This window comes from Streptomyces sp. NPDC031274 (assembly GCF_055570235.1).
In genome coordinates this window covers 21,080-27,938 of record NZ_JBVIHP010000052.1, presented here as the reverse complement: position 1 = coordinate 27,938, position 6,859 = coordinate 21,080, and the positions used below count along the sequence as shown (strand labels likewise).

1 protein-coding gene is annotated in these 6,859 nt (G+C 71.5%); it reads left to right on the top strand.

Annotated elements, in window-relative coordinates; translation table 11 throughout:
• The coding region (locus ACZ5CR_RS42795) for a type I polyketide synthase (RefSeq protein WP_468868391.1) at positions 1 to 6,750 on the top strand (6,750 nt) is incomplete at its 5' end.
• Positions 6,751 to 6,859: the final 109 nt, after the last annotated feature.

Below are 6,859 nucleotides of genomic sequence, written 5' to 3'. Positions count from 1 at the left end.
GAGCGCGAAGACCTGGAAGAGCTCGCCGCCGAGCTGGACACCGACGCGACGAGCGCCGAACTGGGCGCGATACTGCCGGTGCTGTCCTCCTGGCGGCGCCAGCGCCGTGAGCGTTCGGCGGTCGACGCGTTGCGCTACCGCGTCGTCTGGAAACCGCTGCCGGGCCGCCTTCCGGCCGCCGGTCTCTCAGGCCGCTGGCTGCTCGTCGTGCCCGAGGGAGCCACTAAGCCCCCGAACGGTGTGCGTGAGGCGCTCGCCCAGGCCGGGGCAGATCTCGTCGAGCTGTCGGTCGACGCGGGCAAGGTGACGCGCGCCGAGCTGGTCGAGCGGCTGCGGGAGCAGGGCGAGCTCGCGGGTGTGGTGTCGCTGCTCGGCTTCGACGGGTCGGCACTGAGTGAGCACAGGGCGGTGCGCGCAGGGTACGCGGGCACGGTCGCGCTGGTGCAGGCCCTCGGTGACGCGGAGATCGAAGCCCGTCTGTGGGTGCTCTCCCGTGGCGCCGTCTCGACGGGCCGCAGCGACCGGGCGGCAGAGCCCGTGCAGGCCCAGCTGTGGGGTCTCGGCCGGGTCGTGGCGCTTGAACACCCCGACCGCTGGGGTGGTCTCCTCGATCTGCCGGAGACGCTTGACGCTCGCGCGGGCGGGCGGCTCGCCGCAATCCTTACGGGGGTCGGGGACGAGGATCAGCTCGCGGTGCGCGGCACGGGTGTCTTCGTGCGCCGGTTCGTGCGTGCGCCTGCTGGTGCTGGTGCGGGGGAGGTGTCTGCTTGGGTGGCGCGTGGTACGGCCCTGGTGACGGGTGGTACGGGTGCGGTCGGCGGGCATGTGGCGCGGTGGTTGGCGCGTGCGGGTGCGGAGCATCTTGTGCTGACCAGTCGTCGTGGTCTGGATGCTCCCGGTGCCGTTGAGCTCAAGGTGGAGCTGGAGGAGTCGGGGGTGGAGGTCACCGTGGCCGCGTGCGACGTGGCCGACCGGGATGCCGTGTCCGCGCTCCTGGAACAGCTCGCAGGTGACGGGCACACCCTCCGCTCCGTGTTCCACGCGGCAGGAGTCGGGCAGGAGCAGCTGCTGTCCGAGACATCGGTCGCCGACCTGGCGGACGTGTTCGGTGCGAAGGCTGCGGGTGCCGGGCACCTGGACGAGTTGCTCGGGGACACACCGCTGGACGCGTTCGTCCTGTTCTCCTCCAACGCCGGTGTGTGGGGGAGCGGCAACCAGGGGGCGTACGCGGCCGCCAACGCTTCCCTTGACGCACTCGCGGAGCAGCGTCGGGCCCGTGGGCTCACCGCGACCTCTGTCGCGTGGGGCCTGTGGGGCGGCGGGGGTATGGCCGGAGACGGAGCCGAGGAGCATTTGCGGCGTCGTGGTGTGACGGCGATGGAGCCGGAGTTGGCGGTTGCGGCGCTTGCGCAGGCGGTGGCGCGCGGCGAGACGTTCGTGGCTGTGGCGGATCTTGACTGGGAGCGGTTCGCTCCCGCTTTCACCTCTGTGCGGCCCAGTCCGTTCATCGGGGATTTGCCCGAGGTGCGGCGTGGTCTGGCGGCGTTGGAGAGTGCGGCGGCGGGCAGCGTCCTGGGGGAGCCGGTATCGGAGTGGGCGGGTCGTCTTGCCGGTCTTGGGGCGGGTGAGCAGGAGCGTCTCGTGCTGGAGTTGGTGCGGGCGCAGGCGGCGGCGGTGCTCGGCTATGCGGGTGCGGAGGCCGTCGAGCCGACCCGTGCTTTCCGTGAGTTGGGCTTCGATTCGCTGACGGCCGTCGAAGTGCGCAACCGGCTCGCGGCCGCGACCGGACTGAAGCTGCCCACGACTCTCGTTTTCGACTACCCCACAGCCAGTACGCTCGCCGCCCATCTGCGGAACGAGACGCTGGGCCACGACACAGCCACCGCGCAGCCCGTCGCCCTCACAGCAGCGGCAGCGGCAGGGACACCAGCCATGGACGATCCGATCGCGATCGTGTCGATGAGCTGCCGCTACCCCGGCGGCGTACGGGACCCGGAGGACCTGTGGCGCCTGGTGTCCGAGGGCTCGGACGCCATATCCGTCTTCCCCGTCGACCGGGGCTGGGAGGGTGCCGGTGCGGCCAATTACAAGGCGGAGGGCGGATTCCTCTATGACGCCGCCGACTTCGACGCCGCATTCTTCGGAATCTCCCCGCGCGAGGCCCTGTCGATCGACCCGCAGCAGCGACTGCTCCTGGAAACCTCCTGGGAACTGTTCGAGCGGGCGGGCATCGCTCCCACATCCATGAAGGGGTCGCAGGCCGGTGTCTTCATCGGCTCGGGCCACCAGGGTTACGGCGACGGTGTCCAGGAGCCGCCGGAGGGTGTCGAGGGCTACCTGCTCACCGGCAATGCCGGAGCAGTGGTCTCCGGCCGGCTGTCCTACGCGTTCGGGCTCGAAGGCCCTGCGGTGACCGTCGACACGGCCTGCTCGTCCTCGCTGGTCGCCCTGCACCTGGCGGCGCAGGCGCTGCGCCAGGGCGAGTGCGACATGGCCCTCGCGGGCGGCGTCACGGTGATGTCGACGCCGACGGCCTTCGACGAGTTCAGCAGGCAACAGGGCCTGGCTGCCGACGGCCGCTGCAAGCCCTTCGCCGAGGCGGCGGACGGCACCGGTTGGGGCGAGGGCGTCGGCCTGCTCCTGCTTGAGCGGCTGTCCGTCGCCGAGCGCAACGGCCACCAGGTCCTCGCGGTCATGCGAGGCTCGGCGGTGAACCAGGACGGCGCGAGCAACGGACTCACCGCCCCCAACGGCCCGTCCCAGCAGCGCGTCATACGGGCTGCTCTCGCCAACGCCCGCCTGTCGGCCGCCGACGTCGACGCGGTGGAGGCGCACGGCACCGGCACGACCCTCGGCGACCCGATCGAGGCGCAGGCCCTGCTCGCCACGTATGGTCAGGATCGCCCCGCCGAACAGCCGCTCCTCCTCGGCTCGGTGAAGTCCAACATCGGTCACACGCAGGCCGCGTCCGGCGTCGCCGGTGTCATCAAGATGGTCATGGCGATGCGGGAGGGCGTGCTGCCGCAGACCCTGCACGTGGACCGCCCGAGCTCCCACGTGGACTGGTCGGCAGGCGCCGTCGAGCTGCTGACCGAGACACGGCCCTGGCCCGGTCGGGAGGGTGACGTCATCGCTCCGCGAAGGGCGGGAGTGTCGTCCTTCGGCGTGAGCGGGACCAACGCACACGTGATCGTGGAGCAGGCCCCGGTCGAGGCCTCCCAGGACACCCTGGTGAGCACCAGCACCAGCACCAGCACTGACGCCCCGCCGTCGACCGACGTGCCGTGGGTGGTGTCGGCGAAGAGCGCCGACGCGCTGCGCGAGCAGATTGAACGGCTGCGTGCATTCGTTGCCGACAGCGGCGAGTCGAACCCCACGGATGTGGGCTGGTCGCTGGTGTCGGGGCGGGCGGAGCTTGAGCATCGGGCTGTGCTTCTGGGGGAGCGTGAGGTTTCCGGGGCGGTTGCTGAGGGGCGTCTGGGTGTTGTCTTCACCGGTCAGGGCAGCCAGCGCATCGGGATGGGGCGTGAGTTGTATGACGCCTTCCCGGTGTTCGCGGATGCTCTTGATGAGGTGTGCGCGCATCTGGACACGGTCCTTGACCGGCCGCTGAAGGACGTGATGTTCGGCGATGATGCGGAGCTGCTCGAGCAGACCGGTTACGCGCAGCCTGCGCTGTTTGCGGTCGAGGTGGCCCTGTACCGCCTGGTTGAGTCGTTCGGGGTGCGGCCGGAGGTGGTCGGCGGACATTCGGTGGGTGAGCTGGCTGCCGCGTACGTTGCCGGGCTCTGGTCCCTGGAAGACGCAGCCCAACTGATCGCCGCGCGCGGCACGTTGATGCAGGCGCTGCCCGAGGGAGGCGCGATGCTCGCCGTGCAGGCCACGGAGGCTGACGTACTGCCCCTGCTGGAAGGTCTGGAGGAGCAGGTCGGTCTGGCGGCCGTGAACGGCCCCTCGCAGGTGGTGCTCTCCGGTGAGCGGTCCCCTCTCGAAGGCCTGGCCCGGACGCTGAAGGCTCAGGAGCGGAAGGTGCGCTGGCTGAAGGTCTCGCACGCCTTCCACTCTCCGCTGATGGATCCGGTGCTGGAGGACTTCCGTAAGGTCGCGCAGGGGCTGGCGTACAACGCTCCGAAGCTCCCGGTCGTCTCGAACCTGACGGGCGAGCTGGCCGAGGCGGCTGAGCTTCAGGACCCGGAGTACTGGGTCCGCCACGTGCGCGATGCGGTCCGCTTCCATGGCGGCCTCAACTCCCTTACTGCATACGGGGTGTCGACGCTTCTTGAACTCGGCCCGGACGCGGTCCTGACCGCGATGGCGCACGACACCCTCACCGAGCCCGAGGCCCAGTCGGGCCTGATCGCGTCCCTGCGCCGCGACCGCCCCGAGCCCGACACGTTCTTGACCGCCCTGGCTCAGGCATACGTACGAGGCGTCGACGTCGACTGGACCCCTCTCTACGAGCCCACCGCCACCCGGCGCCGCGTCGACCTCCCCACCTACGCCTTCCAGCGCAGTCGCTACTGGCTGGAGTCGGCCCCGTCCGTGTCCGGCGCACTCGCCGGTGACGAGGTCGAGCAGCGTTTCTGGGAGGCCGTCGAGCGTGAGGACCTGGAGAGCCTCTCTTCGGAGCTCGACGCCGGCGGGGCCGGAGCCGTCGCCGAGCTGGGCGCGGTGCTCCCCGTCCTGTCGTCGTGGCGGCGACAGCGTCGGGAGGCGTCGACGCTGGACAGCTGGCGTTACCGGGTGACCTGGAAGCCGTTGGACGTGGGCGGCGCGCCCACCGCCGGGCTCGACGGGACCTGGCTGCTCGTGGTCCCGGACCAGGGCGTGGACGAGGAGTGGCATGCCGCCATCGGCCGGGTCCTGCGCGGGCGTGGCGCCGACGTGCGGGTGCTGGTCCTCGATGCGGCCGCGACGGGTGAGGCCGGTCGAGCGGAGTTCGCCGAGCGATTGCGGGAGGAGAGCAGTGGCCTTCAACTCGCGGGCGTGCTCTCTCTGCTGGGGCTCGACGAGGAGCCGCACCCCGTCGGTGAGGATGCGGTGAGCCGTGGTCTGTCCGGCACGGTGACGCTGGTACAGGCCCTGCACGCCGCTGGTCTCGCCGTCCCGCTCTGGGTCGCCACCCGGTCCGCGCTGTCCGTGAGCGGCTCCGACCCGGCGCACAGGCATGAGCAGGCGCAGCTCTGGGGGCTGGGGCGCGTGGTCGCCGTGGAGTATCCGCAGCTGTGGGGCGGTCTGGTGGACCTGCCGGAGGCGGTGGACGAGGAGGCCCTCGAAGGGCTTGTCCGCGTGCTGGCCGGCGCGGGTGCCGAGGATCAGCTCGCGGTGCGCCGCTCAGGCGTCTTCGGGCGCCGTCTCGTGCGTGCTCCCCTGGGCACCGGATCGGCCGAGCCGTGGTCTCCGCACGGCACCGTACTGATCACGGGCGGAACGGGTGCGATCGGTGGTCATGTGGCGCGGTGGCTGGCGCGCGCGGGCGCTGAACACCTCGTCCTGACGAGCCGTCGCGGCCTGGACGCCCCCGGCGCTCCGGAACTCCGTACCGAATTGGAGGAGCTGGGGGCGAAGGTCACCGTGACGGTGTGTGACGCGGCCGACCGGGACGCGCTCGCCCGCGTCATCGGCGATGTCCCCGATGACATGCCGCTGACCGGTGTGTTCCACACCGCGGGAGTCCTCGACGACGGAGTGCTCGACGGGATGTCGGCCGAGCGGCTCGCGACCGTGTTCCGCGCCAAGGTGCGGTCGGCGCGGCTCCTCGACGAGCTCACCGAAGGACTCGGTCTGTCGGCGTTCGTGCTGTTCTCCTCGTTCGCCGGGCTCTCCGGCGGCGCGGGGCAGGGCAGTTACGCCGCGGCCAACGCCGCGCTCGACGGGCTCGTGGAGGCACGGCGTGCCCGCGGTCTGGCGGCGGTCTCGGTCGCCTGGGGCGCCTGGGACGGCGGCGGCATGGCGGCGCCCGACGGGGCCACGACAGGGGCGGCGCGGACGGCTGCGCTGCCGCCGATGGCGCCGGAGCGCGCCGTCGCCGCCCTGCGTCAGGCCCTCACGCAGGCGCGCACGCACGGCCCGACGGCCACGGTGATCGCCGACATCGACTGGGCACAGTACCTGCCCGGCATCGCCGTGCTCGCACCCAACCCGCTCTTCGCGGACCTGCCCGAGGCGCGGGCGCTCGCCGTCGCCAGCAAGGACGCGGGGAAGTCGGTGGCCGCCGGTCCCGACCTGGCGGGACGGCTCGCCACGCTCTCCGGGCCCGAGCAGGACAAGCTCCTGGAGGACCTGGTCCGTGACGAGGCGGCCGGTGTCCTCGGTTACCCCGGGCCCGAGCAGGTCGAACCGGGGCGTGCGTTCCGGGAGCTGGGCTTCGACTCGCTGACTGCCGTGGAGCTGCGCAACCGCCTCGGCGCGGCCAGCGGCCTGCCGCTGCCGACCACTCTGGTCTTCGACCATCCGACGCCGCTCGCACTCGCCGCGTATCTGAGGACCGAACTGCTCCCGGGCGGCGGCGCCGCGGCCGACGCGACCGCGCCGCTCCTGGCGCAGCTCGACGGCCTGGAGCAGGGGCTCGCGGACATCGGCCCGTCGGCTGCCGAGCTCTCCACGGTCGCCGAGCGGCTGCGGGTGCTTCTCGCGCAGTGCACCCGCGCGCAGGAGGCAGAGGAGACAGCGGAGGTAGCGGGTGAGCTGGAGTCCGCGACGGACGACGAGATGTTCGACTTCATCAGCAAAGAGTTCGGCTTTTCGTGATGCGCCCGTACCCCCTCGGTATGTGGCGCCGGCACTCCCTCGGTATGTGGCGTTCGGCATGCGGCGATCTCTTGATGTGCCCGCACTTTTCGACTTGTTCTAGGAGCTA